General features: G+C 55.3%; 22 protein-coding genes. 10 read left to right on the top strand and 12 right to left on the bottom strand.

Going from position 1 to position 26,265, the window contains the following annotated elements; genetic code table 11:
• Positions 1-245: 245 nt before the first annotated feature.
• From ACR0AP_RS12385 to ACR0AP_RS12370, 4 genes are read left to right on the top strand one after another with little or no spacing between them, the layout of a single operon-like run.
• Complete coding sequence (locus tag ACR0AP_RS12385) at positions 246-3,353, top strand: ABC transporter transmembrane domain-containing protein (RefSeq protein ID WP_480506977.1); 3,108 nt, start codon at positions 246-248, stop codon at positions 3,351-3,353.
• Positions 3,346-4,230, top strand: a complete 885-nt coding sequence (locus ACR0AP_RS12380) for a CPBP family intramembrane glutamic endopeptidase (RefSeq protein WP_480506976.1) — start codon at positions 3,346-3,348, stop codon at positions 4,228-4,230. Before ACR0AP_RS12385 ends, ACR0AP_RS12380 begins: the two co-directional genes overlap by 8 nt.
• Before the next feature lie 60 nt (positions 4,231-4,290).
• Positions 4,291-5,223 (top strand): acetyl-CoA carboxylase, carboxyltransferase subunit beta, encoded by a 933-nt coding sequence (accD, locus tag ACR0AP_RS12375; RefSeq protein WP_209597255.1) that lies wholly within the window; start codon positions 4,291-4,293, stop codon positions 5,221-5,223.
• Positions 5,220-6,494 (top strand): bifunctional folylpolyglutamate synthase/dihydrofolate synthase, encoded by a 1,275-nt coding sequence (locus ACR0AP_RS12370; protein ID WP_480506975.1) that lies wholly within the window; start codon positions 5,220-5,222, stop codon positions 6,492-6,494. Before accD ends, ACR0AP_RS12370 begins: the two co-directional genes overlap by 4 nt.
• Positions 6,495-6,554: 60 nt before the next feature.
• Here ACR0AP_RS12370 and zapE read toward each other — a convergent pair whose 3' ends face one another.
• A complete protein-coding gene (zapE, locus tag ACR0AP_RS12365; protein ID WP_480506974.1) occupies positions 6,555-7,613 on the bottom strand; it encodes a cell division protein ZapE in 1,059 nt (352 codons plus the stop codon).
• Between the two features lie 149 nt (positions 7,614-7,762).
• On the opposite strand from zapE, the gene ACR0AP_RS12360 reads away from it, so the two are divergent.
• On the top strand, positions 7,763-8,998 hold the full coding sequence (locus tag ACR0AP_RS12360; RefSeq protein WP_480506973.1) for an MFS transporter: 1,236 nt from the start codon (positions 7,763-7,765) through the stop codon (positions 8,996-8,998).
• 62 nt (positions 8,999-9,060) lie between these two features.
• Here the strand turns inward: ACR0AP_RS12360 and mtnA are convergent, their stop codons facing one another.
• From mtnA to ACR0AP_RS12335, 5 genes are all read right to left on the bottom strand, one after another.
• Positions 9,061-10,155: an S-methyl-5-thioribose-1-phosphate isomerase gene (gene mtnA, locus ACR0AP_RS12355; RefSeq protein WP_480483702.1), complete on the bottom strand. Its 1,095-nt coding sequence runs from the start codon at positions 10,153-10,155 to the stop codon at positions 9,061-9,063.
• A 122-nt stretch (positions 10,156-10,277) separates the two neighbouring features.
• The gene (locus tag ACR0AP_RS12350; RefSeq protein WP_480506972.1) at positions 10,278-10,733 is read right to left on the bottom strand and encodes a YaiI/YqxD family protein; all 456 of its coding nucleotides are present in this window, start codon (positions 10,731-10,733) and stop codon (positions 10,278-10,280) included.
• Positions 10,730-12,187: a Si-specific NAD(P)(+) transhydrogenase gene (gene sthA, locus ACR0AP_RS12345; protein ID WP_209507114.1), complete on the bottom strand. Its 1,458-nt coding sequence runs from the start codon at positions 12,185-12,187 to the stop codon at positions 10,730-10,732. The genes ACR0AP_RS12350 and sthA overlap by 4 nt, the downstream gene beginning before the upstream one ends.
• Before the next feature lie 3 nt (positions 12,188-12,190).
• On the bottom strand, positions 12,191-13,024 hold the full coding sequence (fghA, locus tag ACR0AP_RS12340) for an S-formylglutathione hydrolase (RefSeq protein ID WP_480506971.1): 834 nt from the start codon (positions 13,022-13,024) through the stop codon (positions 12,191-12,193).
• A 102-nt stretch (positions 13,025-13,126) separates the two neighbouring features.
• The gene (locus ACR0AP_RS12335; protein ID WP_480506970.1) at positions 13,127-14,056 is read right to left on the bottom strand and encodes an AEC family transporter; all 930 of its coding nucleotides are present in this window, start codon (positions 14,054-14,056) and stop codon (positions 13,127-13,129) included.
• 145 nt (positions 14,057-14,201) lie between these two features.
• On the opposite strand from ACR0AP_RS12335, the gene ACR0AP_RS12330 reads away from it, so the two are divergent.
• On the top strand, positions 14,202-14,819 hold the full coding sequence (locus ACR0AP_RS12330; protein ID WP_480506969.1) for a TetR/AcrR family transcriptional regulator: 618 nt from the start codon (positions 14,202-14,204) through the stop codon (positions 14,817-14,819).
• Positions 14,820-15,019: 200 nt separating this feature from the next.
• On the opposite strand, the gene crcB is transcribed toward ACR0AP_RS12330, so the two are convergent.
• The gene (gene crcB, locus ACR0AP_RS12325; protein ID WP_480506968.1) at positions 15,020-15,382 is read right to left on the bottom strand and encodes a fluoride efflux transporter CrcB; all 363 of its coding nucleotides are present in this window, start codon (positions 15,380-15,382) and stop codon (positions 15,020-15,022) included.
• Positions 15,379-15,747 (bottom strand): fluoride efflux transporter FluC, encoded by a 369-nt coding sequence (locus ACR0AP_RS12320; RefSeq protein WP_480506967.1) that lies wholly within the window; start codon positions 15,745-15,747, stop codon positions 15,379-15,381. The genes crcB and ACR0AP_RS12320 overlap by 4 nt, the downstream gene beginning before the upstream one ends.
• Before the next feature lie 251 nt (positions 15,748-15,998).
• Between ACR0AP_RS12320 and ACR0AP_RS12315 the strand changes: the two genes are divergently transcribed.
• A complete protein-coding gene (locus tag ACR0AP_RS12315; protein ID WP_480487475.1) occupies positions 15,999-17,579 on the top strand; it encodes an FMN-binding glutamate synthase family protein in 1,581 nt (526 codons plus the stop codon).
• Between the two features lie 85 nt (positions 17,580-17,664).
• Here the strand turns inward: ACR0AP_RS12315 and ACR0AP_RS12310 are convergent, their stop codons facing one another.
• The 4 genes from ACR0AP_RS12310 to ACR0AP_RS12295 are packed head-to-tail and all read right to left on the bottom strand — an operon-like array spanning position 17,665 to position 21,581.
• Positions 17,665-18,321: an ABC-type transport auxiliary lipoprotein family protein gene (locus tag ACR0AP_RS12310; RefSeq protein WP_480483711.1), complete on the bottom strand. Its 657-nt coding sequence runs from the start codon at positions 18,319-18,321 to the stop codon at positions 17,665-17,667.
• The gene (locus ACR0AP_RS12305; RefSeq protein WP_480506966.1) at positions 18,318-19,634 is read right to left on the bottom strand and encodes an MlaD family protein; all 1,317 of its coding nucleotides are present in this window, start codon (positions 19,632-19,634) and stop codon (positions 18,318-18,320) included. Before ACR0AP_RS12305 ends, ACR0AP_RS12310 begins: the two co-directional genes overlap by 4 nt.
• 5 nt (positions 19,635-19,639) lie before the next feature.
• Positions 19,640-20,455 carry an ABC transporter ATP-binding protein gene (locus tag ACR0AP_RS12300; protein WP_480506965.1) on the bottom strand — a complete coding sequence of 272 codons (816 nt, stop codon included), beginning with the start codon at positions 20,453-20,455 and terminating at the stop codon, positions 19,640-19,642.
• A gap of 1 nt (position 20,456) precedes the next feature.
• On the bottom strand, positions 20,457-21,581 hold the full coding sequence (locus tag ACR0AP_RS12295) for an ABC transporter permease (protein ID WP_480506964.1): 1,125 nt from the start codon (positions 21,579-21,581) through the stop codon (positions 20,457-20,459).
• Between the two features lie 257 nt (positions 21,582-21,838).
• Here ACR0AP_RS12295 and ACR0AP_RS12290 point away from each other — a divergent pair, with 257 nt between their 5' ends.
• The 3 genes from ACR0AP_RS12290 (at position 21,839) to ACR0AP_RS12280 (ending at position 26,175) form a co-directional block, all read left to right on the top strand.
• Entirely contained in the window at positions 21,839-23,377 is a 1,539-nt protein-coding gene (locus tag ACR0AP_RS12290; protein ID WP_480506963.1) for an alkaline phosphatase family protein, read from the top strand.
• A gap of 201 nt (positions 23,378-23,578) precedes the next feature.
• Positions 23,579-25,474 (top strand): PAS-domain containing protein, encoded by a 1,896-nt coding sequence (locus tag ACR0AP_RS12285; RefSeq protein WP_480506962.1) that lies wholly within the window; start codon positions 23,579-23,581, stop codon positions 25,472-25,474.
• Entirely contained in the window at positions 25,474-26,175 is a 702-nt protein-coding gene (locus ACR0AP_RS12280) for a response regulator transcription factor (RefSeq protein WP_480506961.1), read from the top strand. The genes ACR0AP_RS12285 and ACR0AP_RS12280 overlap by 1 nt, the downstream gene beginning before the upstream one ends.
• Positions 26,176-26,265 lie beyond the last annotated feature (90 nt).

The following is a 26,265-nucleotide window of genomic DNA, read 5'->3' as shown; positions in this document are numbered from 1 at the left end:
CTTCGTCCGATAATGTCCTTCTTTAGTCAAAGAAATGAGTAGGAATAAACCCGCAATCACAAAAACACTACTTGAGCGCTACGTTTTCTGGTTGGTGGCCAAGCATAAAAAAGATAGGTGCCGGATTTGGAGCCTGACCCCGTCAATTCTTGCAATACGTCGGGTCAATGCTTACCGTCTGTTTCCTGAAAATGGGTTACCCCTGAACAGCCATACTTCAGTTCAGCTATCGATAAGGCCAGGCTATGGAGCCCACATTATTTTCTTTTATTTGGAAGCATTCAAAAAAGCAGCAACTTGTCCTGTTGCTGTTAACGGTCCTGTCCTTCCCGTTTCTATATGCGTCGCTGGAGCTACCTAAACAAATCATCAACGATGCCATCGGTGCGCCGGGCGACACGGTGACAATCTGGGGCATCACAGTGTCTCAGGTTCAGTACCTGATGATATTGTGCTTTGCATTTCTGGCTACTGTGATTGCCAGCGGGTTGATGAAGATGCGCATCAACACGATGAAAGGCATCTTGTCTGAACGAATGCTGCGCCGACTGCGCTTTACGTTGATTCAACGCACAATGCGCTTTCCGAAATCCTATTTTGCAACCACCAGCCAAGGAGAGCTGGTCTCGATGATCACATCCGAGGCCGAGCCGATGGGCGGCCTGATGGGGGATGCGATTGCGCAACCGGTGTTTCAGTTCGGTCAGATGATGACAATCGTCACGTTTCTGTTCATGCAAAGCATCTGGTTCGGTTTGGCAAGCATTGCGCTGATCCCGCTTCAGGCCTGGTTGATCCCGAAGTTGCAACGCCAGATCAACTTGCTGAACAAGGACCGTATTCAGGAGGTCAGGCGTCTGAGCTCGGAAATCGGGGAAAGTGCGGCGGGCATCAGCGACCTGCGCACGAATGGCGGCTGGCGCTATCGTCTGGCGCAGTTCAGTCATAGGCTGGGGACCTTGTTCGAGATCCGGTTCAAGATCTACAACAAGAAATTCTTTATGAAATTCCTGAACAATCTGATCACTCAGATGACGCCGTTCCTGTTTTATTCGGTGGGCGGATACCTGGCGATCACGGGCGAGGTGACAGTAGGTGCATTGGTTGCCGCGTTGGGCGCGTACAAGGACCTAAGCGGGCCCTGGAAAGACCTTCTGACCTACTACAACCAGGTACAGGACATGTCCCTGCGGTGGGAGGTGGTCACCGAAAGATTTGCCCCGGACAACATGATCCCCGAAGAGCTGTTCATCGGAGAGCCGGAAACCATCCCACATCTGACCGGTGATATCGAATTGCGAAATGTGACCGTTCGCGATGGCGACGGCAAAACCATTCTGGAAGACATTGATCTGACCATCCCGCGGGGCGCGCGTGTGGCGATTCAATCCGCCCATGCGTCGGAACGTAATGCGTTGGGCCAGTTGCTGACCCGCGAGGTGCTACCTGTTCAGGGGGATGTGGTCATAGCTGGCCACAAGCTGGACGAATTGCACCAATCAGTTATCGCGGCCCGGATCGGGTATGCCTATTCACGCCCCTATCTGTTTGACGGAACTTTGGGCGATAATCTGATGATGCCGTTGCGCACCCATCCGCAGCACGAGGCAGATGCCATAAGAACCCCGTCCCGTCGTCAGATCGAGTCTGTTCGGGCGGGTAACCCACCGGATTCGCTGGAAGATGAGTGGATCGATCCGGGACTGGCCGGTCTGGACGATATCGATGGAATACGTGACTGGTGGTTCCAGCTGGTGGAAGCCATGGGGATTGACGAGTTCATGTTCCGGCGCACTCTGCGCACCCAGTTTGATCCAGAGATACACCCGATACTGGCACAGGAAATAGTCAGGCTGAGAGAATCCATCGCCGAACGGCTGAAGGCAAAAGGACTGGACCGGTATGTCTATCGGTTCGATCCAAACCAGTTCAACCCGGCCGTCCCGCTTGGGGGCAACTTGTTGTTCGCGGCACCGTCGCGTGACATATCTCCAGACATTCTGGCCGGAGACGCGCGGTTCGTGCAATTGCTCAGCACCCATGATTTGGCAGATGACGCGATCAGCATATCGAATGCTGTCATGGATACTCTTGGCAAGACATTTGGGCGGGACGGGGCCGACCATCCCCTGTTTCTGCGGCTTGGCATGTCCAAGGACATGTATCATCGGCTGCTCGATATTCAGGACCGGCGCAAAGCCAAAGGGAATGCTGCGCTGAGCGATCAGGAGCGTGCCTTGCTACTGACAGTGCCTTTCCTTCTGACAGCAGAACAGATCGGCCCGGATTTCCCAGAGGAATACAAGGAAAAAATCCTTGCTATCCGCAAGACCCAGGCCGAGCGGTTGCGCGGTGCAATGGACGGTTTGTTCATGTCTGTGGCGCCTGACATCTATGTGCCGCGCTTGACCGTGATGGAAAACGCAATCTACGGCCGGATATCGTTGATGGCGGGTGCCCATGCCGAAGATATCGAAGACATCGTTGCCGAGGCCATGAACGAAGCCGGTCTGCGCCGTCGGGCAGCGGCCATTATCTATGACCTGCCGTCCGGGTTGGGCGGCAACAACCTTCCAACCGTGTTTCAGGAGCGTGCCGCTTTTTCACGCGCAGGCATCAAACGCCCCGACGTCCTGATCCTGGACAAGGCGCTGGCCAGCCACGACTCGGAAAGTCGGTTGCGCACGCGCCTGAAACTGAGAGAGCTGCTGCCCGATTCCATCATGATATTCATGGAGGATCATTTTGCGCATCCCGAAGCTTATGACTTGTTTGTGGAAATCAAGGATGGACGGATCGACGGCGTCTCGCGGAGCAGACCAGCGCATGAGGACAGAACTTCGGACGATCTGAGCCGTAAACTCGAGATTCTGTCTGCAACGAAGCTGTTTTCAGGCCTGGATGGCAGAAACCAGAGGCTGCTGGCGTTTTCGGCGCAATGGTACGAAGCCAGCGCCGGACAAGTCATCTTTTCCCGCGGTCAGGCGCCGGATGCGGCCTATTTGTGCATTTCAGGACAAGCCAAACTGGATTGGTCCAATGAGGATGGAACGAAACGCACAATCTCGATCATAGAACCCGGTCGGCTCATCGGAGACCTGTCCATCATTACCGGGGAACCAAGGCAACTGGATCTGGTCGCGACGGAAGATAGCAGCTTCTTGCGCATCGGCGCAGAAGAACTGCGTGCCGTTGTTGAAAGTGACGCTTCGGTCGCTATGCAGTTGCTTCAAACAGTTGCAGGGTATCTGACCACGCTTTCGAACAGAATCAGCGTGGCCCAGAACGCCGAAGACATGTTTCCACCCGTGACGGATGAAACGGCGCAGGAAGGTATTGGTAAGAATGCCTAGCGCGTATTCAGCTCATGCGCGCCTGGTCGAAACAGCCCGCGCCAAACCCGAAATCTGGCGTCTTTTGCTGGGGTTGGCATTGATCGCCGTGTTGGTCAGCGTTTCGAACTTGGTGTTTTTCACCGCGATCGCGGGGTTGGGTTCGGAGGAATGGGCACAGGAACTTTTGCGAGGCAACACACCTATAGCGCTGCTACTGTTACTGGCCAGTTTCGGGTTCATCATTCTTGGCGTGGCGGTTGCCGCACGTCAGCTTCAGCACCGATCCTTGCGATCAATTTTTGGCCAGCGTAGTCTGTTTGCAGCCCAATTTCTGAAAGTGCTGAAAGCCCTGCTTTTCTTGGGCGCTGTCGGTGTCTTGCTGCCGCCCTACGGTTTGGGGGATTCTCTGTCAAAGAATCTGCCATTTTCAACTTGGCTGTTGTTGCTTCCGGTCTCTGTGTTGGTTGTCCTGATTCAGACCAGCGCCGAAGAAGTTCTGTTTCGGGGGTACATTCAGCAAGCGCTTGCAGCCAGATTTCAGTCGCCCGTCGTTTGGATGGGGGTTCCGTCTGTTTTGTTTGCGGCTGGCCATTACACGCCGGAACTGGCAGGAGAAAATGCAATTCTGTTTGTGCTGTGGGCATTTGTTTTTGGGATGCTTGCATCCGATCTCACAGCGCGCTCAGGTACATTGGGGCCTGCTATCGCCTTGCATTTCTTCAATAACATCATCGCACTATTGTTCGTTTCCCTGCCGGATAGTCTGAGCGGGCTGGCGCTTTTCTCGCTTCCGTTCGATGCATCTGACGCTGAACAGCTTCGTCCCTGGCTGGTGGTGGATTTGGCGGTGATGTTCGTATGCTGGCTGGCGGCGCGGCTTGCGCTCAGGCGTTGATTGCATTTCTTTCCGTGGCGTCTTATTTGACGTCAACACCGCACAAGCCAAGGTTCCGACATGAACTGGATCACAAACTACGTCCGCCCCCGGATCAACTCGATCTTCTCTCGCCGCGAAGTGCCCGAAAACCTCTGGCAGAAATGTGACGAGTGCGGAACGATGCTGTTTCATCGTGAACTAGCGGAAAATCAGAACGTCTGTACCCAATGTGACCATCACATGGCGATTACCCCACGCGAGCGGTTCAATCACCTGTTCGACGGCGGTATTTTCACTGAGGTTGCAGTGCCAGCGCCAAAAGAAGATCCCTTGCATTTCCGCGACCAGAAGAAATACCCCGAGCGTATGCGAGCGGCGCAGAAAAAGACCGGCGAAAAAGAGGCGATGCTGGTTGCCAAAGGCGAAATCGGACGCACGCCAATCGTTGCAGCAGCGCAGGATTTCTCCTTCATGGGCGGATCAATGGGCATGTATGTGGGCAACGCGATCATCGCGGCCGCTCAAGAAGCGGTTAAGCTAAAGCGCCCACTGATCCTGTTCTCGGCAGCGGGTGGAGCGCGGATGCAGGAAGGCATTCTCAGCCTGATGCAAATGCCGCGCACAACCGTGGCCGTCGAAATGCTGAAAGAAGCAAATCTGCCCTATATCGTTGTGCTGACCCATCCCACCACCGGTGGTGTGACGGCGTCATATGCGATGTTGGGCGATGTCCACATCTCTGAACCGAACGCGCTGATCTGCTTTGCCGGTCCCCGAGTTATCGAGCAGACGATTCGCGAAAAGCTGCCCGACGGCTTCCAGCGGGCCGAGTACCTGCTGGATCACGGGATGCTGGACCGTGTCACCAAACGTACCGAGATGCGTGACGAACTGATCACCATCACCCGGATGCTGATGAACCAACCGCCGGCGATCAAAGGTGACCTGCCAGCACCGACACCGGATGAAACGGCCAAGGTCGCGCAGGCCGAAGAGACCGGGAAAAAATGAACACCAAGACATCTGACGCCATCCTCGACCGGATGATGGCGCTACACCCCAAGATCATTGATTTGACCTTGGATCGCGTCTGGCGATTGCTGGCCGCCTTGGACAATCCGCAGCTCAAGCTGCCACCGGTTATCCATATTGCCGGGACCAATGGCAAAGGCTCGACCCAGGCCATGATCCGGGCGGGCTTGGAAGGGGCAGGGCGTTCCGTTCATGCCTACACCTCGCCCCATCTGGCGCGATTTCACGAACGTATCCGGTTGGCGGGCGAACTGATTTCAGAACCCGACCTGACTGCGGTTCTGGATGAGTGCTACGCGGCGAATGGCGGCGAAAACATCACGTATTTCGAGATCACAACCTGCGCTGCCTTGCTGGCCTTCTCTCGCTGCAAAGCGGATTACACTCTGCTCGAGGTCGGTTTGGGCGGACGGCTGGATGCAACAAATGTGATTGATGAACCGGCGGTGACAGTCATTACGCCTGTTTCAATCGATCATGAACAGTATCTGGGCGACACTTTGGGAAAGATTGCCGCCGAAAAGGCGGGAATTATCAAACCCGGTGTGCCATGCATCGTCGGCCCGCAGGAAGACGAGGCACTGGAGGTGATCGAGTACACAGCCGCCCGGTTGGGCGCACCGCTGCTTATACATGGCCAGCATTGGCACGTTCATGAAGAAAACGGGCGCTTGATCTATCAGGACGAAACCGGGTTGCGTGATCTGCCGCTCCCCAACCTGCTGGGTGCACATCAGTTCCAAAATGCCGGTGCCGCCTTGGCGGTTCTGCGTCATCTTTCAATGGGTGACACTGCCTACGAGGCTGCCGTGTCCAATGCCGATTGGCCCGCGCGTATGCAACGTCTCAAAACCGGTCCGCTGACCGAGCAAGCCCCCCAGGTCGAACTGTGGCTGGATGGAGGGCATAACGCGGCCGCAGGTATCGCGCTGGCCGATGTGCTGGCAAAGATGCCGCAACGCCCCACGCATTTAATCTGCGGTATGCTCAACACGAAAGACGTGACTGGGTATCTCGCGCCACTGTCCAGACAGGTTGCAAGCCTGACCGCCATCTCCATACCAGGAGAGGCGGCCACGCTCAGCGCCGATGAAACCGCCGCCGCTGCCTCCAAAGTTGGCCTGCCTTCTTCAGTCGCTGCAAGTGTTTCGGAAGCGTTGAAGACAATCACGGACAAAGACCCACAGGCGCGTGTCTTGATCTGCGGCTCCCTTTATCTTGCCGGAAACATCCTGCGCGAAAACGGTTAAGCTTCATCTTTTCGCAAATACTCCGGGGGAGGCGCGCGCAGCGCGACGGGGGCAGAGCCCCTACTTCCCCCAGTTCTGGTCCTGCATTTCCCGCAGGCGCGACGCAGTACGCTCAAACTCAAAGGTGCCTTCTCCTTCGACATACAACATCTCGGGTTCCGCCGCAGCCGAGCAGATCAACCGAACTTTTGCCTCGTAGAGCGCATCTATCAGGATGACAAAGCGCTTGGCTTCATTGAAGTTATTTCTCGACAAACGGGGGATATCCTCAAGCACCAACACTTTAATTGCTTCTGCGATAGCCAGATAGTCCGCCGGTCCCAGCATCCGGCCACACAGGTCATAAAACGAAGCCCGTGCAACCCCGTTGCGAAATGCGGGCAGTTCGACGGCGCGTCCTTTGACCTGCAATATCAACGGATCGGCAGGCCCTCCTGCAAGATCTTTCCAGACATCCCGAATTTTCTGCCGCGCCTCAGGCCCGATGGGCGTAAAATAGACCGGGGCACCCTCTAGTCTGTTCTGACGGTAATCCGTGGGCGATACCAGTTCCCATACCTGCAACTGGTCTTTGATATGGGCAATAAAAGGCAGGAACAATTGCCGGTTCAACCCATCCTTATACAGCTCGTCCGGATGCCTGTTCGACGTGGTCACAACGACAACGCCACCTTCATGCAGCAGGTCAAACAAACGGCCGACGATCATCGCATCCGTAATGTCAGTGATCTGCATCTCGTCGAAGGCCAGCAGGCGGACGGATTTCACCACCTCCTTTGCCACGGGTGCCAGCGCATCTTCGACGTTCTCTTTCCGGGCCTTGTGCATTCCGGCATGGATTTCCTGCATGAAGGCATGAAAGTGAACGCGCCGTGCGGGGACTTCACCCAGCGTGTCGACGAACATGTCCATCAGCATCGATTTTCCACGTCCGACGCCACCCCACAGGTATAGGCCTTTAGGCGGAGGCGGAGCCTTGCGGAAAAAACCTCGTTTAACCGGCTCGGCCAGTGCCGCACGGATGCGCTCAAACTGGGGCAACACGGCTTCTTGAGCGTCGTCACGCGTCAGAGTTCCATCCTCGACGCGGGCTTCGTAGTGCGAAATCAGATCCGTCATGACCCAGAGCCTTACCCATGACCCAGCCCGTTGAAAAGAAGCCTTTTCCCTGACGTATCAAATTTGCTTATCCGTGACCGCAAATCTGTTGAATTGACGCAACCCGTAAATCCAGTACGGTCCGTCGGACCAAGCTACCCGAGGTCTCTATGCCGCAATCCACCCGCATGTTGAACCCGATCCTGATCGTTGGATGCATCATCATCACGGTCAGCTTTGCCGTGCGCGCGTCTTTCGGCGTGTTTCAGATTCCGATCGCCAGCGAATTTGGCTGGTTGCGCACGGATTTCTCACTGGCGATTGCAATCCAGAATCTGGCTTGGGGCATCGGCCAACCGATCTTTGCAGCTATCGCTGAGAAAGTAGGGGACCGAAAGGCCATTATCCTTGGCGCTTTGACCTACGCTGCCGGTATGGTGCTTTCAGCCTGGTCCGTCACACCTCTTGAACACCAAGTCTATGCGTGGCTGGTGGGGTTTGGCATTGCCGGAACCGGGTTCGGCGTGGTTTTGGCTGTGGTCGGTCGCGCGTCCTCTGATGAAAACCGGTCCATGTCGCTGGCCATCGTTACCGCCGCGGGCAGCTTTGGGCAGGTTCTGGGCGCGCCGACGGCTGAGTGGTTGCTGTCATTCCTGCCCTGGCAACAAGTCTTCGTCGTGTTTGCCGCTGCGATTCTTGCGCTTGTATTGACCTTGCCTTTCATGCGGGCGCCTCAACCAGCTTCAAAGGCAGAGTTGCAAGAAAGCATGGGAGAAATTCTGGGGAAGGCGTTCCGAGATCCTTCTTACGCTTTAATATTTATTGGGTTTTTTAGCTGCGGTTACCAACTTGGATTTATCACGGCCCACTTCCCCGCATTCGTGACCGAGATGTGCGGACCGATCCAAGCCGGCAGCGTGCTGCATTCCATCGGCATCACATCCACGTCCGCACTTGGCGCGGTATCGATTTCACTGATTGGTTTGGCCAATATCGCCGGGACTCTTTTGGCAGGTTGGGCGGGTAATCATTTTCCCAAGAAATATCTGCTGGCCTCGGTTTATGCCGGTCGAACGCTTGCTGCGGCGTTGTTCATCATTTTCCCGATAACGCCGCTGTCCGTCATTACATTCTCGCTGGTGATGGGGTCGCTTTGGTTGGCCACCGTTCCGCTCACGTCGGGTCTTGTCGCGCACCTCTATGGTTTGCGTTACATGGGAACACTCTATGGCATAATCTTCTTCAGCCATCAGGTTGGCAGCTTCCTGGGCGTCTGGCTGGGGGGGCGTATGTATGACCAGTATGGTGACTATGCCCTGGTCTGGTGGATCGGTGTGGCAATAGGGGCCTTCAGCGCCATCGTTCATCTACCTATCCGAGAGAACCGTCTGGCAGTCCCCGCCTGACGTGACGTTTCGCGCTCGACCTACGTGCGCGTGCCAGCGGTAACGCCGTGTGGGGTGTTAATCTAGCCGACTCGATCCGGAAACAATCCTGCAAGGCCTTCGGCCGAGGCGGCACAGACGCCGCGTTCGGTGATAAGCCCCGTCACCAGCCGGTTGGGTGTGACATCAAAGGCAGGATTGCCACCTTTCGTCCCGTTCGGGGTGACGCGAACATCGGCAATATCCCCCTGTCCATCCACGCCCATGACATGGGTCACTTCTTTTTTATCGCGTTCTTCGATTGGGATTTCCGACACTCCATCCCGAACCGTCCAGTCAATCGTGGGCGAGGGCAGGGCGACATAAAACGGAACCCCGTTGTCCCGCGCCGCCAAGGCCTTCAGGTAGGTGCCGATTTTATTGCAGACGTCGCCTTGTGCCGTGGTCCGGTCTGTACCGGTGATGACGGCGTCAACCAAACCATGTTGCATCAGGTGACCGCCTGCATTGTCCACGATGTAACGATGGGGAATGCCGTGTTCGCCAAGTTCCCAGGATGTCAGCGCCCCCTGATTTCGTGGTCGGGTCTCATCCACCCAGACATGAAGCGGAATGCCCGCGTCATGCGCGTGATACATCGGGCTTGTCGCCGTTCCCCAATCCACCGTTGCCAGCCAACCGGCATTGCAATGCGTCAATAGCCGCACCGGTTCACCTGCGGGCTTTCGGGCTGCAATTTCTTTGATCAGTTGCAGCCCATGGCGACCTATCGAGGCATTGATCTCAACATCTTCGTCTGCAACCTCCTGTGCGAGTGCCCAGGCCCGTTCAGCACGATCACTTGGGGCAAGTGGCATCAGCGAGTCGCGGCATCTGTCCAAGGCCCATCGCAGGTTTATTGCCGTTGGGCGGGTCGCGTGCAATACGTCATACGCGGCGTCGAACGAAGCGTTAGAGCTGTCACGGGACATCTGTTCGGCAATTCCAAACGCGGCTGTTGCACCAATCAGTGGCGCACCCCTGACCCACATGTCGCGGATCGCTGTCGCAAATTCATCCAGCGTTTTCAGGGCAACCACCCGAAAGTCATGGGGCAGCCAACGCTGGTCGATAATCCGAACCTCACCTGCCGATTTGTCCCACCAAATCGACCGGTAATGAGCACCCTGTACTTTCATAATTCGGTCTCCGTTTGCGAATAGCCTGATCAGAAGTCTTTCGCAGCCTGCGTTCTTTCTGCGGGCTTGTAAACGGGCGTTTCTGGTTGCAGGCTCGCATTTTAACTTGCCGATGATTGCACTTATCCTCGGGTCGCCGCGCGAAGTTCCCGCTCTAAGGCGTCCAGAAACCTTGAACGATCGGCTTTGTTGAATGGTCGGCCGCCGCCTCCGGCCCCAAGCGGATTGGCGGCCCGAAGGTCAGCCATCAGATCACGCATTGCCAATTGCTGGCCTATGTTGGCTGCCGTAAAGGCTTCGCCGTTCGGGCGCAAAACTCGGGCACCCGCTTCGACGCATTTCGCAGCCAGAGGGATATCGGAGGTAACAACTACATCCCCTGCGCCGCAGCGTTCTGCTATCCATTTGTCGGCTTCGTCAGCGCCTTCCGAGACCACGACGACCTGAGCCAACGGGTTTGCTGACGGTCGAAGACCGCCATTCGACACCAGTGCCATAGGCACCTTGTGTCGCGTTGCAACCCGTTCGGCCTCGGCCTTTACAGGGCAGGCATCGCCATCGACATAGAGCGTTGTCACGCCTTTTTGGCCTCTTTTTTCTCTGGTTCAGCAGGTTTTTTCCGCACCTTGAATTCGTCCGGGATCGGCATCCGGTTGAAAGCATCCAGCCCGGCGATCTTGTAAGCCTCGGCCAGAGTTGGATAGTTGAACGTATTCTGAACGAAGTAATCGACAGTGCCCTTCAGGTTAAGCACCGCCTGAGCGATGTGGATCAGTTCAGTCGCACCTTCGCCCACAATCTGCACACCCAAGACACGGCGGGTCTTCAGCGAAAACAGCATCTTCAGCATGCCGTGTTCCAGCCCCATGATATGCCCGCGCGAGGTTTCGCGGAATCGGGCCACGCCGACCTCATACGGAATGCCACGTTCCTGAAGTTCTTCCTCGGACATGCCGCAGGTGGAAATTTCGGGAACCGAGTAGATACCATATGGGTACCACGGGCTTTCCGGCAGTGTAGGTGTCTCGAGCGCATGGCAGGCAGCCACACGCCCTTGCTGTAATGAAGTCGAGGCCAGCGAAGGGTGACCGATCACATCCCCGGTCGCGTAGATATGCGGAACCGCGGTCTGATATGTCTTGCGGTCTACCTTGATCCGATTGCGGTGATCGGTTTCCAGTCCAACTGAATCCAGATTGAGTTTCGATGTTGCGCCCATGCGCCCGGCTGCAAACAGCAGCATTTCCGCCCGCACGTGGCGCCCGTTTTCAAGGGTCACTTCCACATGCTCGCCCGCATCTTCAATCTTTTCGACAGCCGATCCCAACCTCAGATCAACACCGTTTTCGCGGATCTGATGGGTGAAATCATGAATCAAGCGGCTATCGATGAAGTCCAGAAACGTATCCCGCGGCTCGATCAGCGTCACCCGAACGTCCAGTGCCGAGAACATCGTGGCGTATTCGACCCCAATGACCCCGGCACCGATAACAACCAGTGAACGCGGGATTTCCGCCATTTCCAGAAACTCGTCGCCATCGACCACGGTCTTGCCGTTGAACGGAACATAATCGGGGCGGTAGGTCTTGGTTCCTGTCGCAATCAAAAACTTGGCGGCCGTTACACGTGTGGTCTCTCCGGCATCGGTGGCGACTTCCACTTCATGTGGCCCGACGAACTTGGCTAAACCGTCCAGAGTATCGACGTGGTTCCGGTTGAACTGATGTTCCAACACATCGACCTCGTGATCGAGGGTCATGTGCAGGCGGGCTTTCAGATCTTCGGCGCGGATCTGGTCCTTGACCCGATAGGAACGGCCATAAAAACTGCGCTCGCGCCAACCGGACAAATTCAGAACTGTTTCGCGCAATGTCTTGGATGGGATAGTGCCCGTGTGAACGGACACCCCACCAAAACGGTCTTTACGGTCGATCACCAGAACCCGTCGCTTGAGCTTGCCAGCCTGAATGGCTGCAGAACGCCCCGAAGGCCCGGAACCGATGATGACCAGATCATAATCGTATTTGCTCATACCTCAGTCTCCGTACAGCGCTTCGGCGTGGAAAACGATGTGGTCTTCCATGAAGGTAGACACGAAGAAATACGAATGATCATACCCCGGCTGGAGGCGGAAGGTTGCTTGCTGGCGACGCTCTGCGATGGCTTGGGCAAGCGCTTCTGGGCGCAGCAGGTCCATGAACTGATCATTGGTGCCCGTATCGATCAGGATGGGGCCGTCGAAACCGGTTTCTTTCATCAACAGGGAAGCATCGTGTTTGGCCCAAAGGGATTCATCATCCCCCAGATACGCGCCCAGCTGTTTGCGCCCCCAGTCAGCGCCCGTCGGGTTCGCGATGGGTGCGAAGGCCGAAACCGAGCGGTACCGTCCCGGAAGGTTCATGGCCAGTGTCAATGCGCCATGCCCGCCCATGGAATGACCCGTAATGGCCTGACGTTCGCTGTCGATGGCAAAGTTTTCGAACAGCAAGGCGGGCAATTCGTCGGCAATGTAATCCCACATCCGGAAATGCGGTGCCCAAGGCTCCTGCGTGGCGTTCACGTAGAACCCAGCGCCCTGGCCCAAATCGTAGTCGTTGTGATCCGCAACACCTTCACCGCGTGGCGAAGTGTCGGGAAATACCACCGCAATGCCTTGTTCCGCAGCCCAAGCTTGTGCGCCGGCTTTTGTCATCGCGTTTTCATGGGTGCAGGTCAGACCAGACAGATACCACAAGATCGGAACCGGGCCATCTTTCGCCTCGGCCGGAAGAAAAAGGCCAAACGTCATGTCGCATTGGCATGCCGACGAAGCATGTCGATACACGCCTTGCACTCCGCCGAAACAGGCATTTTCCGAAAGGGTTTCCATCAGGCATCGTCCTTATTCTAGAGTCGCAACATGGCTAACGATCCACGGACCCGGCGTAAAGTCCGAGTGCCTTTGGAGTGAGTATTTTTAAAAGGGTGAAGGTCAGGGGGTACCTAGAGCCGCAATAACAAGTGGTATGGTGACAATGCTGACGAGCGTCGACAGTAAAATAGCAGCCGAGGCGCGCTGTGGGGCAATGCCGTAATGCGCGGCCAGCATATAGACATTTCCTGCCACGGGCAGAGCTGCTGCTGCAATTGCAACGCTTGCCGGGAATGTTCCAACCGGGATCAGCCAGATCAGGGCGATTGCCACGAAAAGCGGGTGGAGCACCAGTTTGCAGAAACTCAACCAGGCTGCGATCTGAATTCTTTCTGCGGATTTGCCAGCAAGGGACGCACCGATTGCAAAAAGCGCTCCGGGGGTTGCGGCACCACCGAGGATGGTCAGAAAGTTGTTCAGCGGATCGGGAACCGGGATTTGCAGGGATGACCAGACGAGCCCGGCAGAGATCGAGACAATCATCGGGTTCTTGAGCAGACCCATTCCAATCAGTTTGAATGTGGCTGGGGTCAGCCTTCCGTCGCGACCACCGTTGATCAGGATCACGATCAGAGACGAGAATACCACCAGATCTACGGTCAGGACCAGCATGACCGGACCAATAGCGGCTTCGGTGAACAGCAGCGCGAGCATCGGCAGGCCAAGAAAGCCAACGTTCCCAATAGCAGCGCATTGTGCCTCAACCGCCGAAGTAGGCACGTCCAGGCCGCGTATCCACGCAACGCAAGTTGCTATGCCATAAACAGCAGCGGTTCCAATGAGATAACCGAAGATCAGTCTTGCGTTGAAAATCTCTGCAAAGGGTAGGGTCGCCGCAAATCGAAAAAGCATTGCCGAAAGCGCGAAGAAGAAGACGAACTTGGTCAGGTATGCGGTTGCTTCGGCCGTAAAGAACCGTGTGCGCCCAGCCCAAAAGCCAAGGCCGATGATTGCAAAAAAGGGAAGTGTACGCAAAAAGATATCGGCCATGGGCCAAGTCCTAGCACGGTTTAGAACCGTCGCAAGAGCTCAACACCCCAAATTGGGCGAGGTCAGAGTTAAAGGGAATACGAGAATCCTTGTACCTGAACCGAACGGTTTATAAACTGTGACAGGTATTGATCGAGGAGATGACATGACCCAGACCGCCACCATCCTGCGCACAGGCCGAAAGTTTGATCAGGTTTTGCGCGGGGCCCGAGAGGTTTTCATGGCGGACGGATTCGAGGGCGCAAGCGTGGATGATATTGCCCGCGCGGCTGGGGTGTCAAAAGCAACCTTGTACAGCTATTTTCCGGACAAGCGCCTTTTGTTCATGGAAGTTGCACAAACGGAATGCTGTCTTATGGCTGAACGGGTCGTGGCGATGATCGACGAGACCAAACCCGCCCGCGAAGTACTGATGATCGCGGCGACGCAGTTGACGGCGTTTCTGGTTTCAGATTTCGCGCAGCAGGTTTTCCGCATTTGTGTTGCCGAACGAGACCGGTTTCCGGAACTTGGCCGCGCATTTTACGAAGCGGGGCCGCAAAACGGCCAGCGTCAAATGGCAGAATACCTTGAAAAAGCCGTGGCTAAAGGTGAGTTAGCAGTTGAAAATGTCCAAATAGCGGCTGAGCAGTTTTCCGAGCTTTGCAAGGTAAGGATCTGGACTCGAGCGGCCTTTGGAATTCAGAAGTCGTTCAGCAAAGAAGAAATCGCTGAAGTAGCGACACAAGCCGTTGATATGTTTCTTGCCCGTTATGAGGTCTGATCCGATTAAGAAATGGCCCATGTCCGGATCAGGGACACAGACCATTGCTCACACACCAGAACACTCGATGCAGTTCAGCTTACTGCGATAAGTCTTTTCAAACTCTTTATTTGTCAAACTATTGGCGCGGTTTGGGACTCAACGTAGGCTGGAAAGAAGAGCAGATCAGCGTCCGAGTTTGTTGCCCAGTTTGGTGCGCTTTAGCTCGCTAGCAACAGGCCAAGCCAGAAAGAAAACCAGCACAGAGCAAGGCTGATCAGAATATTGCCTGCTGCCAAATACAATGTGCGTTCGCGGTGAAGTTCAAGCGATTGGTAGGCAAAGCTGGAGAAAGTCGTAAAACCGCCGCAAAACCCGAAAACAAGGCGTTTTTGGTCCTCGGGTATGTCTACAGGACCGCCCAGATACCCAACCCAGATCCCCAGCAGCATGCTACCCAACACATTTACGAGTAAGGTCGCTAGTGGCAAGTCGTGCCGAATCTTCAGCGCCAGCCAATGGCGCATCACGGCCCCCAGACCTCCACCCAAAGCGAACATGGAATGAAGATACACTTCGCTCATGACGGCGTCTTTTCGGAATGAAAATGCCGTCCAAGTCTTTCACCAAACAGCGCGGCAGCAAGGCCAAATGAAACTTCCAGCCCGATTGCCAGGGACGTTACCCATAGGCCGCCGTCGGCTATTCGTTCAAGATCTGCGACAAAAGACGAAAAGGTCGACAATCCACCGCAAAACCCGACGGCGCCAAGATGCAGAACATGCGCGTGCACCTTATTGCGCACGGAATATAGCCAGCCCAGAACAAAACAGGCGACTACGTTGATGCCAAAAGTCGAGGTGAGAAAGCTTAGACCTGGGATCTCTAGTGTAAACGCCTCACGCAACAACGACCCAAGTGCACCGCCTGCGAAGACGGATAGAAACATCACGCTTTTTCGGTCATGCCAGAGGTGGGATTGTGTGTTTGCCAAGGATCGGCCCTTTGTCGTCCGTTAAGCGTGATTTATCCGCCGGTTGCACCGGGTTCAACAGTTGGGCGGTTCGTAACATGATTTCACGTTTGCGTCCCTCAGCAGACATTTTTCCGCGGGCACTTGAAATAAAATTTCAATCTGTTTCACGTTGAGTTCTGACAGCATGGCTCATCAGCCCGATAATAACACAAGGAGTATGGAACATGATTGTACGCAGAATTTTCTTTTTTCTGAGCTGTGTCTGTCTGCCGGTGGTTCTGATCCTTGGGTTCTTCTGGTCTCATGCGCTTTGGCTTCTGATCATTTTGGTGCCGTACGCGATCATCGGTCTTTATGATGTTCTGACGACCAGGCATAACGTCCTGAACAATTACCCGGTTCTTGGGCATTTCCGGTACATGCTGGAATTTGTAAGCCCGGAAATTCGCCAATATTTTGTGGAAACCAACGAAAGCGGACGGCCTTTCAACAGGATTGTCCGAGGGCTGGTTTATTCTCGGGCCAAGGGGCAGGTGGACACACAGGCGTTCGGCACGCAATACGACATTACCGAAACCGGGTATCATCGCGCCAACCACTCACTAGCCCCCAAACATGTAGACAAAAGTGAAGAACGCATAGTGCTGGGGGGTCCGCAATGTACGCAACCCTACAGCGCCTCACGCCTTAATGTGTCTGCCATGAGCTTTGGCGCGCTCAGCGCCAATGCCATCCGCGCGCTGAACGGAGGAGCCAAGGATGGGGGGTTCGCGCATAACACCGGAGAGGGCGGGCTGTCACCGCATCATCTGGCCGAAGGCGGGGACATCATCTGGCAAATCGGGACGGGTTACTTCGGGTGCCGGACCCCTGCTGGTGGATTTGACAAGGACAAGTTTGCCGAAAAGGCAGGAAGGGACGTGGTCAAGGCTATTGAGATCAAGCTGTCTCAAGGTGCAAAGCCCGCCCATGGCGGTGTTCTGCCTGCTGCCAAAGTCGATGCCGAGATTGCCGAGATACGGGGAGTGCCCGAACATCAGGATGTGATTTCTCCGCCCACCCACAGTGCCTTCGATGGGCCCACAGGTTTGATGCATTTTGTCCAGCACCTGCGAGAAATGTCAGGCGGCAAACCTGTCGGGTTCAAGCTGTGCATCGGCAGGCCGTCCGAATTCATGGCGATCTGTAAAGCAATGCTTGAAACGGGTATCTTGCCGGATTTCATCACAATTGACGGGGCCGAAGGGGGCACGGGCGCAGCCCCGGTGGAATTTACCAACCGGTTGGGTATGCCCCTGAACGAAGCCTTGATCTTTGTCAGCAACTGTTTGCGTGGTGTCGGAGTGCGTGACAAGATTCGGATCATCTGTTCCGGAAAAGTGGCGACCGGTTATGACATGGTCGAGAAGTTGGCGCTTGGTGCCGACATGTGCAACTCGGCGCGCGCGATGATGTTTGCGGTGGGTTGCATCCAGGCATTGCATTGCAACACAAACCGTTGTCCGTCAGGGGTGGCTACACAAGATCCCATCCGCGGGCGCGCTGTGAACGTGCCGCAGAAACGCCGCCGTGTTCATCGCTATCACGATGCCACACTGGAAAGTTTCCGCGAGCTTTTGGGCGCGATGGGCAAGGAAAAAGCGTCCGAGTTACATCCCCGTGATATCCTGCGCCGAACTGCGGACGAGCATGAGCGTACCTATGCCGAGCTTTATATTTATCTGGAGGACGGTGCCTTGTTAAAGGACGACATTCCCGAAGAATTTGCAGATGATTGGAACCGAGCTTCGGCCGCACAATTCTGAAAACCACATTGGGTAGCGCGATGATTGGTCATGTGAAAGCGCGGCCGTAATTGCCCGCTTTTTCCGCCGTCTTATGCAACTTTCGTTATCTGGGAATGGATCGCGGGTTGTTTGCCACGTGGGTATTGATCTTGCGAATGCTCCATTCAACAGAATCTCTCATCGCGCGCCCCAAGGCCAGGTCAAACGCGTTGATCAGATCCGGCGTCTGATCGCTTGCCGCCACGACGTTTTCCTGGAACGAGCTGGATGCAACGATTTTATCTTCGTATTCGTCGATCACCTTGATGTTAATGCGAACTTCGACGCGAATATTGGCTCCGTTCTCGGTATTTTCGATCACGACCCCCTGAAACTCTCGAAGGTCCGGGGCTATTACATAATCGGCCCGCAGGCCAACGGTTGAGCGTCCAACAGCTGCGACTTTGCCCGAGTTCTCAAAGCTTTCAACCAACAAGGTTTGAACGATCAAGGGCGCGCGATCCACCCAGCGGGCGCGGGGCAAATATTGAACCTGCAACGAGGTGGGCTGAATGGCAATCTGGTCCGTGTTTACAGCGGCAGTTGCCGTGGGTTCCTGAACGACGATCTGCTTTTCAATCCTGGGCAGCGCCGAGGAAAACGTGCTTTTTGGGGTCAGCAGATACAAATCATTCGGTTTCGCCGCTTGTTGCAACGTGCCCAGACCAGCGCAGCCGCCAAACAACGCGACCATCAACATTGCAAGTGCAGGCTTGATCATTGACGAAACTCCGATGCTTGGGTGCCCAACAGGAAACGTGCCGGATCGCGTTGAACTTTGTCTACGAGGCGATCCAGACCGATGACAAGGCGCTGGGATTCTTCGATGAAACGAATAAATTGAGGCAACCCGACACGCAGGAAATCCGAAACTTGTCGGCGGTTGCTCTGAACAATGCCATCGATGGTTCCCAGTAGTTCGGACGCGGAATTTGACGCGCTCAGGACGTCGTCCGAGATCTGGTCGATCTTTTCCGTGATGCCCGCGACGGTTTCGGTCACCTGATTGGCCGCCTTCCGGACATCTTCCGCAACAGGTGCCACGTCTTCCTCCATGACACGATTTGCAGAGTCAAAAGCGGATTCTGCCGAAGCCAGCGCCCCCTTGGCGGACTCCATCGCCGTAGTAATCGAGCCAAGCGTCGTATTGGCGTTCATCACGGTTTCGTTCACAATTCCAAGGGTAACGCTGCCTTCATCAGATAAAACGGTCAATCGTTCAGCCAGTTGCGAGCCTCGCTCGATGAAAGGCTTCACGTCTTGCTGCAAAATACGGTCCGCCATCTGAATGGTTGTATTAGCTTCATCCAGCGCTGTCTTGGCGGACTCGGATGCCGTTTTGACAGCTTCCAGTGTTTCAGAGCCGGTCTTGAGCGTTGTTTGAGCGGTTTCGATCAGAGGGTCCAGCCGCTTTGAAAACGCGCCAATATCCTGCGCAGCGCTGCCGATATCACTTGCGACGGATTCAAAACTTGTCAGTGTCTTGTCCAGTTTACCTGTAGCCGAAGCAAGATTGTCCAGAATACCGCTCACAGCTTCCCGGTTTTTATCATCGACGACTTTGTTCAGGTTTTCCAAAAGCGTCACGGCTTCATCCAGAGCTTTTGGCGCGCCTTCGAACAGGGATTGAATTGCGCTGCGTTTGCTCTTGATAATGCTCTTTTGTGGCAATCGTTCAGCGTTAGCCGATCCACCGGTCAGTTCAACATAGCCAACACCGGTTACGCCAAGTGACTGAAGCTGTGCGATTGTCTCATCGGTTATCGGAATGTCTGCGTCCACTTCAATCCGCACCCGAACCTTTGACGGATCATTTTCGTCCAGCTGCAAGGAAACAACCTGCCCGACAGGCAAGCCGTTGAAGTTTACGCCGCCTGCCGCCGACAGACCCGCGACATTGTCGAAAAGAACATCGTAGTAAGCGTATTGGCGCGTGATCTCAAACTTGGCGAGCCACAGGAAAAAGCCGAATGCGCCCAGCAACCCCGCAAGGGTAAACGCGCCAATGAGGATATAGTTCGCCCGGGTTTCCATTGCCTTTACCTGTTTTGCCCCTTCTGCTGCGCCGCGCGGGCGCGGGGGCCTGTGAAGTATTCCTGTACCCAAGGATGGTCGACCTTGGTCATGTCCTCAATCGGACCTTCAACCAACACGCGCTTTTCTGCAAGCACTGCAACGCGGTCACAGATGGCGTAAAGGCTGTCCAGATCATGGGTGACCATAAAAACTGTCAACCCAAGTGCCTGCTGTAACTCGCCGATCAGTTCATCATATGCCGCTGCGCCGATAGGGTCCAATCCTGCGGTCGGTTCGTCCAGAAAAACGATCTCGGGGTCAAGGGCCAGCGCCCGGGCCAGCGCGGCGCGTTTGCGCATACCGCCCGATAATTCCGAGGGAAACTTACCGCAACTCAGCTGTGGCAGGCCCACAAGGCTGATCTTCAATGCACCCAGAGACTCCATCAGTTTTTCGCTGAGACCTGTGTGTTCCCGCAACGGAGCCATCACATTTTGGAGCACGGTCAGCGACGAAAACAGTGCCCCGTCCTGAAAGGCAACGCCCCAGTGGCGTTCGATTCTGCGACGATCATCTTCCGGACCATTCAGAACATCGACGCCCAGAACTTCGATTTCTCCGGCGGCGGGTTTGTTCAGCCCTACGATAGTTCTGAGTAATACGGATTTACCGGTGCCCGACCCGCCGACGATTCCCAGAACCTCTCCCCGCCAGACGTCAAGATTTAGGCCTTCATGTACCACTTGCGTACCGAACTGAGTTCGGAGCCCGTGCACACGAATGACCGCCTCGCGGTCTGTGGTCGCGGCCAACGATACCTGTTGTGTGTCATTGTTCATGTCATATTCCGATCTCTGAGAAGAAGATCGAAAACAAAGCATCGATTGCGATCACCATGAAAATGGATTGAACAACTGATGCTGTCGTACGTTGACCGACACTTTGGGCGGACCCTTTGACCTGCATTGCCTGCCAGCAGGCAACAACGCCGATGACGAGCGCAAAGAACGGTGCCTTGATCAGGCCGACCGCCAGTTGCCAGACGTCGGTGTTTTCCTTCAAACGAGTAAGAAACATGCCGGGGCTTACACCCAGGTCGATCCAGCTCATCAAGGCGCCGCCAAACAGGCCTGCCATATCGGCGACAAACCCCAATATGGGCAGCATGATCAACAAGGCCAATACGCGGGGAATGACCAAAACTTCGATCGGGTCCAGACCCAGTGTTCGCATTGCGTCGATTTCTTCCTGCACTTTCATCGAGCCGATAGACGCGGTGAATGCAGAACCCGAGCGCCCGGCAACGATTATGGCCGTCAACAATATGCCCAATTCACGCAGAACCGAGATCGAGATCAGCTCGACCACGAATATCTCAGCTCCAAATTGCTTCAGTTGGGTCGCGCCCTGAAAGGCCAGTACGACACCGATCAGAAATCCCATAAGGGCCACGATTGGCAGTGCCTTGAACCCGGTTTCTTCCATGTGCGTGACCAGCGCTGCCTTGCGCAGTCGCCATGGCATGACAATGGTACGAAACAGCCTATGCAGTGTCAGACCCAGAAATTCGAGGATCGAAAGTGTGTCCCGCCAGGCACCTACCGTGATGTGGCCCATTTGGGCGATCAAATCTAGCAGACTTCGCGGTTTATCAAGCTCACCGGGTTCGTCGGGGATGCTGCGGGTTACAGTATCGATCAGAGTGGCATGTGCTGGTTTCACCCCTTGAAACTCAAGTGTTGCACCTTGCGACGTGAAGCGTCTGCCGAGATCCGCGATCAGCCAGGCACCGCCTGTATCAAGAGCTTCGACATCGGACAGATCAAGAACGACCCTGTCTCCGGTTAGATGGACAGAGGCAAAACCCTGCTCAACGGTTTGCAGCGATTGCGTGAGCAGCTCTCCGGATATGCGTACACGAGTGCCGCTGGAATCGTGTTCTGAGATAATCGAAGGTTGCGTCATGAGGTCATGTGAATTGAAACATTCAATGTCCGCAATGGCTTTGTGCCATTGGACTTCTTTTTGCCGCGCTGGATGGCCTAGACGTCACGCCGACCGTCGCATTGGAGCTATGCTGAACAGGTGCATGCCAGAGGTTGTCGCACAACAACTTTGTCGGGATAGCACGCCTTTGCCTGACCGACAAATCGGTTGCGCTATGGCGGGAAGCAATACACATTCCGCGTTGTTTGTTACGGCGCGGAATCGGAGAAGTCGGTATGCATCAGACCAAGAACGTCTTGTTTGTCATCATCGACCAACTTAGAGCGGATTGCCTGTCCGGGGCCTTGGCAGACCATGTGAACCTTCCGAATTTGCGGGCTTTTATGGATGAGGCCGTGACCTTTACCCGCCATTTTTCGGTCACCAATCCCTGTGGTCCCTCGCGCGCATCGATTCTGACCGGTCAATATGCGATGAATCATCGGTCGGTAAGAAACGGAACGCCGTTACGGCACGATACCCCAAACATCGCCACGGCGATGCGCAAAGCTGGTTACTTGCCAATGTTGTTTGGGTACACAGATACCTCCGCCGACCCGCGCGTCCATGATCCCAATGACCCTGACCTCAAGTCTTACGAACAGTCGATGACCGGGTTTGTTGAAGTTGTCGAAATGCGCCTTGAAGAATCATATCCTTGGCAAGCGCATCTGATGAAAAAGGGGTACCAGTTCGAAAAGTACTGGGATGTCTACAAGCCCGTTTCGCCCGACGGTGGACACCCGCGGCTGAATGATCCCGCGCTGTATCGGGCGGAAGACAGCGATACAGCTTTTCTGACAGATGCCTTTCTTGATGGGATCGCGCCGCATCGTGGAAAGGGTTGGTTCGCCCATTTGACCTATATCCGCCCGCATCCGCCCTTGGTCGCACCGGCCCCGTACAATGACATGTATGACCCGGCGGATATCCCTCTGCCGCACTGCTTGCCAAGCGCAGCAGCAGAAAAAGCAGTGCACCCGTTCTTTGGACCAAAGCTGGATACCTTTAGCGCGAAAAAATTCGTTCACGGTTTCGATGACGTTGAACCTACGGACGAAAACATTCGCACCTTGCGTGCTATATATCTGGGTCTGGCGACCGAGGTTGATCACCACATCGGTCGTGTTGTCCAGTACCTGAAGGACAGCGGGCAATACGACGATACATTGCTGGTTATCACCGCCGATCATGGTGAAATGCTGGGGGATCGACACAGCTGGGGCAAAATGACGGTCTACGACGCAGCGTATCACACACCGCTGATGATCCGTTTGCCCGGGAATGAAGCTATGGCGGGAAGCAAGATCACCGTTCCAACCGAGTCCGTGGATGTCACTCCGACCATACTGGACTGGATTGGTCAGGCTGTTCCGAACGCTATGGATGGTCGGTCCTTGCTGCCATTGTTGCGGGGTAATATCCCGGACAATTGGCGCGACTATTCTTTCAGCGAACTTGATTTCTCAGAACCTGAAAACCCGACGTTATGGCAGCAGGAATTGGGGACCGGTAACAGCGACTCGTGTTTGGGAATATTGCGGGATGAACGGTTCACCCTGGTCGAGTTCGCTGCCGATCTGCCCCCGATCCTGTTCGACCATCAAGGTAAGGGCGAATTCGAGAATGTCGCGGAGAATCCGGATTTTGCAACAGATCTCGCACGGTTAGGCCGACAGATGTTGCGCCACCGGATGAAAAATATGGACCACACATTGTCCTTGCACTCGATCACATCTGAAGGCGCAAAATCCTGTCCCAGATACACATCTTAGAACGCGGTTTATTGTCAACGTTCATCTATTCTGGCTGTACCGGATGCTCGGTCACGGGCGGGTGTGTCGAAGTATTGTGCTTTGTGCACTCCCGGATTGCAAAAAGCAATTGAACGAAGACAGGGTCCGAAACGCCTCCCCTCAATTCCACTACCCGTGCATGGTTTCAGATGCTAGGCATGAGCCGAGGAGAAGACGAACTTGGACATAACGGAAAAGCGTATCAAGGCGATGACGACCGCCGGGCTGAACCTGATCGGTCAGGCGCTTTCCATTTATGACAGCAAATTGCAACTGGTGCTCAGCAATCGCCGTTTCCAGGAAATGTTCGGTTTGCCGGACGAGCTTGTTCAAAGGGGTGCTTTGTTTCGGGATACGATCCACTTTCTTGCCAGCCGCGGTGAGTATGGCGACGATGAAAGTGTCGAGGAAATGGTCAATCTGCGCGTCCAGCAAGCCTTGGCGTTTGAGCCTCACTACATGGAGCGCGTGCGTCCCAATGGGCAGGTTGTTTCAATTGAAGGCGCACCGCTGCCACAAGGCGGGTGGGTCGCGGTCTACACCGATATCACCGGAACGCGGCGGGCGGAAAACCTGTTGCGCGCGCGGTCTGAGGAACTGTCGGAACAGTTGCTGAGCCACGCGGAAGAACTGTCCGCAACCAACCGCAAACTTGCGGCCACGATCGCGGCGCTGGAAGAGGCCAAGCGGGAATTGACCGAAATCGAAGCTCGCACACGTATGGTGACCGAGATGATGCCGGCTCATATCGCGCATTTGGACAGCGACGGCCGTTACGATTACTCGAACCGCCGGCTGAGCGCCGTCATGCCCGGGCGTCCGTCCGATATTCTGGGACTTCATATTTCTGAAGCGTTAGGCACGGCCGCCTTTGAACGGGTTCAGGCCCATTTGCTTAAGGCCTATAGCGGAGAGCCGTCGGTCTTTGAGTTCACTGAAGATCAGGATTCCCGCCGTATTCGGGTTTCGTTTACGCCAGATGGGGCAGGGGGTGTGTACGTGATGTCGGTGGACATCACCGAAGAGACACAGGCACGCGTTGCATTACAGCAAACCCGCCGCCGGGCGATGGCTGCCCAGATGACCAGTGGGCTTGCCCATGACTTCTCCAATCTGCTCACTATCATCCTTGGGATGCAGTCCCGCCTCGACAAGATGGATTTGCCGGATGGCGCGCGGGAACTTGTGGCGGCAACTCAACAAACCGCGCGTCGGGGCGGGCAACTGCTGAACCGGATCGCCGACATGACTGGAAACCGAACGCCGCAACCGCAAGCCACTGACATTGGGGGATTGTTGGAAGATCTGAGGATTCTGGCGACACCGTCACTGCCACGGGGCGTGGGCTTGTCTGTCGTAAACACCTTGCCGAAACAGACATTGATGCTTGATCCGGGTATGGTTCAGGATGCGCTGCTAAACTTGGTCCTAAATGCCCGGGACGCCTGCGGAAGCACGGGCCAGATCACAATCAGTGCACATGCCATTGGTGAGATCTGGATCGAAGTCACGGTTTCCGACACTGGGCCGGGGTTTTCACCCGAGGCGCTTGAAAAAGCGCTGAACCCGTTTTTCACAACAAAAGGGAGCGACGGTTCGGGTCTGGGGCTGCCGATGGTTTATGATACGGTCAAGCTTGCTGGTGGCGATCTGAATCTAAGAAATACGCCATCTGGGGCCTCAGTTGTCATGCGTTTGCCTTTTCGGCCCGCTCCTCCGGCGCAGGACGGATTGGTACTGTTGGTTGAAGACAGCGAAGACCTGCGCGGGCAGTTTCGGGACATGCTGGTGGATTTGGGCTTTACTGTCATTGAAGCAAATTCAGTTGATGAAGCACTGGCCTTGATATCAAGTGTGAAGGATATTTCGCTGGTCTTGTCCGATATCCGTTTGGAAGGACACGGTACAGGCTTGGATATCCTTGAACAGTTGAAACCGGGGTTGCCGCTTATCCTTATGACATCTCTGCCAAATTCAGATCCGCTGCATCAACGGGCCCTTGCTTTGGCACCTGTTTTGCGTAAACCGTTCTCACAGGCCCAATTGTCCGCTCTCATCCAAGCCGAGGCCGCCTGATGTCGCAACCAATGGTGACCATTCTCGACGACGAACCCGAAATTCGGCGCATTCTGAAGGATGCACTGGAGGATGCCGGTTTCCGGACGCAGAGCTTTTCTCGTGCCAGAGAGTTTGAAGCAGCCCTAAATCGAGTGACCCCGGATGTTTGCCTCGTGGACCTGTCTTTACCAGATACCGACGGGCTGGCGCTTGTTCATCGCTTGGCGCTGGAACAGGGTGCAGCTGTGATCATTATTTCCGGCCGGGCACAGGTTCAGGACCGTGTGACCGGGCTGGAGCTTGGCGCAGATGACTATATTACCAAGCCGTTTGACCCTACCGAGGTCGTAGCCCGGGTCCGGGCAAGGTTGCGCGCACCGCGCGGGCGGACGTCACAATCGGACAGGGCGGAATTCAACGGCTGGATTGCGCATTTTGATCGGTATGTTCTGGAAGACGGGTCAGGGTCTGAAACACCTTTCAGCCATGCTGAAGGCGAGGTTCTGCGTCTGTTTCTGGAAAGCCCCAAACGGCTGATCAGCAGGGGGCAGATGCAGGAGTCTTTGGGCGGTGCGGCCGGCGACAGTTTTGATCGTGCTATGGATGTCAGAATCTCCAGATTGCGTACGAAACTTGGTGAAGATCCAAAGAATCCGCGCCTGATCAAAACGATTTACGGTGCCGGGTATATTTTCCTGGGGGATGTCGACTGGAAATAATGAGCTCTGGTAGTCAGATTTCGAACCTGAATTTCTATCGACCCCCTCTGCATCAGGCAATGTTGATTGAGTATACTGTAAGAGCCTGAA

This window comes from Ruegeria sp. AF7 (assembly GCF_056541885.1).
Note: the sequence above shows the minus strand (reverse complement) of the source record. Positions and strands in the feature narration are given on the sequence as shown.

What these genes read in the sequence shown, in the direction of transcription:
- ACR0AP_RS12385 (WP_480506977.1), top strand. Translation starts at nt 246, where the DNA reads ATGGAGCCCACATTATTTTCTTTTATTTGGAAGCATTCAAAAAAGCAG.
- ACR0AP_RS12380 (WP_480506976.1), top strand. Translation starts at nt 3,346, where the DNA reads ATGCCTAGCGCGTATTCAGCTCATGCGCGCCTGGTCGAAACAGCCCGC.
- accD (WP_209597255.1), top strand. Translation starts at nt 4,291, where the DNA reads ATGAACTGGATCACAAACTACGTCCGCCCCCGGATCAACTCGATCTTC.
- ACR0AP_RS12370 (WP_480506975.1), top strand. Translation starts at nt 5,220, where the DNA reads ATGAACACCAAGACATCTGACGCCATCCTCGACCGGATGATGGCGCTA.
- zapE (WP_480506974.1), bottom strand. Translation starts at nt 7,613, where the DNA reads ATGACGGATCTGATTTCGCACTACGAAGCCCGCGTCGAGGATGGAACT.
- ACR0AP_RS12360 (WP_480506973.1), top strand. Translation starts at nt 7,763, where the DNA reads ATGCCGCAATCCACCCGCATGTTGAACCCGATCCTGATCGTTGGATGC.
- mtnA (WP_480483702.1), bottom strand. Translation starts at nt 10,155, where the DNA reads ATGAAAGTACAGGGTGCTCATTACCGGTCGATTTGGTGGGACAAATCG.
- sthA (WP_209507114.1), bottom strand. Translation starts at nt 12,187, where the DNA reads ATGAGCAAATACGATTATGATCTGGTCATCATCGGTTCCGGGCCTTCG.
- fghA (WP_480506971.1), bottom strand. Translation starts at nt 13,024, where the DNA reads ATGGAAACCCTTTCGGAAAATGCCTGTTTCGGCGGAGTGCAAGGCGTG.
- ACR0AP_RS12335 (WP_480506970.1), bottom strand. Translation starts at nt 14,056, where the DNA reads ATGGCCGATATCTTTTTGCGTACACTTCCCTTTTTTGCAATCATCGGC.
- ACR0AP_RS12330 (WP_480506969.1), top strand. Translation starts at nt 14,202, where the DNA reads ATGACCCAGACCGCCACCATCCTGCGCACAGGCCGAAAGTTTGATCAG.
- crcB (WP_480506968.1), bottom strand. Translation starts at nt 15,382, where the DNA reads ATGAGCGAAGTGTATCTTCATTCCATGTTCGCTTTGGGTGGAGGTCTG.
- ACR0AP_RS12320 (WP_480506967.1), bottom strand. Translation starts at nt 15,747, where the DNA reads ATGTTTCTATCCGTCTTCGCAGGCGGTGCACTTGGGTCGTTGTTGCGT.
- ACR0AP_RS12315 (WP_480487475.1), top strand. Translation starts at nt 15,999, where the DNA reads ATGATTGTACGCAGAATTTTCTTTTTTCTGAGCTGTGTCTGTCTGCCG.
- ACR0AP_RS12310 (WP_480483711.1), bottom strand. Translation starts at nt 18,321, where the DNA reads ATGATCAAGCCTGCACTTGCAATGTTGATGGTCGCGTTGTTTGGCGGC.
- ACR0AP_RS12305 (WP_480506966.1), bottom strand. Translation starts at nt 19,634, where the DNA reads ATGGAAACCCGGGCGAACTATATCCTCATTGGCGCGTTTACCCTTGCG.
- ACR0AP_RS12300 (WP_480506965.1), bottom strand. Translation starts at nt 20,455, where the DNA reads ATGAACAATGACACACAACAGGTATCGTTGGCCGCGACCACAGACCGC.
- ACR0AP_RS12295 (WP_480506964.1), bottom strand. Translation starts at nt 21,581, where the DNA reads ATGACGCAACCTTCGATTATCTCAGAACACGATTCCAGCGGCACTCGT.
- ACR0AP_RS12290 (WP_480506963.1), top strand. Translation starts at nt 21,839, where the DNA reads ATGCATCAGACCAAGAACGTCTTGTTTGTCATCATCGACCAACTTAGA.
- ACR0AP_RS12280 (WP_480506961.1), top strand. Translation starts at nt 25,474, where the DNA reads ATGTCGCAACCAATGGTGACCATTCTCGACGACGAACCCGAAATTCGG.